This window comes from Rhizobium sp. 01N48, assembly GCF_056399145.1.
Genome location: NZ_JBFTQT010000026.1, coordinates 1 through 1050 on the forward strand (window position 1 = coordinate 1; position 1050 = coordinate 1050).

The window sequence follows — 1050 nt, forward strand, 5'->3', positions numbered from 1 at the left end:
CTGGCCACAAACACGAGGCGAAGCCCTTGTCGTCAAACCCGCCGGCGACACCGTGCTGCAGCGGTCTCTCGCCTTCTATGACGCCGTCGGCAAGGTCTTGGCAAAGGAGAACCGCCCATGAGTGCAACACTCGATGCCGTACCATCCATGATCGACCGTATTCGCCATGACCTGGTCGGCCTGAAGATGCCGCGCGCACTGGAGGCGCTCGACCATGTTGTGCGACGCCTCGAACACGGCGAGCTGTCTGCCCTTGAAGCGATCGATATCCTTCTTTCCGAGGAGTTGACCCTGCGCGAGAACAGCCGCATCAAGACGGCGCTGCGAATGGGTAGGCTTGCGACGATCAAGACACTCGTTGGTTTCGACTTCACCTTCCAGCCTTCGCTTGACCGCGATCGCATCTTCACCCTGGCGCAGCTTGGCTTCGTCGATCGACACGAGGCCGTGCATTTCCTCGGCCCACCTGGAACCGGCAAGAGYCATCTTGCCACGGCGCTCGGAGTCGAAGCCGTAAAAGCTGGAAAGAGCGTCTACTTCACGAACCTTGCCGACCTCATAGGTTCGCTGGCCCGTTCAGAACGAGAGGGTCGGCTTCAGGAGCGCATTCGCTTCTTCTGCAGGCCAAGCCTGCTCATCGTCGATGAGATCGGATATCTGCCGGTCGTCCAGGGTGGCGGCAATCTATTCTTCCAACTCGTGAACGCCCGATATGAACGAGGTGCGATGATCCTGACGTCAAACCGAGGCTTCGCTGAGTGGGGCGATGTTTTTGGCGATCCTGTCGTCGCAACCGCGCTGCTCGACAGACTGCTTCATCACGCCGTCGTCGTGCAAATCGAGGGATCGAGTTACCGGTTGCGGCAGCATGCCGAACTCATGCCGGAGCACGTTCGATCCAAAGCCCTTATAGCGCCCCCGGCATTCGCACCACCTCAAAAGCCACGCGGCCGGCCGCCGAAAAATCCTCAATACGCCCTGTCGTCCACGTCGGCATAAGTGGGGAATTTTACTTCGGCACAACTGGGGAAAATTCACCCGGCATTGACA

Annotated in this window: 1 protein-coding gene; it reads left to right on the forward strand. The window is 59.2% G+C overall.

The window, feature by feature from the left end; genetic code table 11:
* Nucleotides 1-117: 117 nt before the first annotated feature.
* Nucleotides 118-999 (forward strand): IS21-like element ISRel3 family helper ATPase IstB, encoded by an 882-nt coding sequence (istB, locus tag AC1DOG_RS23155; protein ID WP_112436835.1) that lies wholly within the window; start codon nucleotides 118-120, stop codon nucleotides 997-999.
* The last annotated feature ends 51 nt before the right edge of the window (nucleotides 1000-1050 follow it).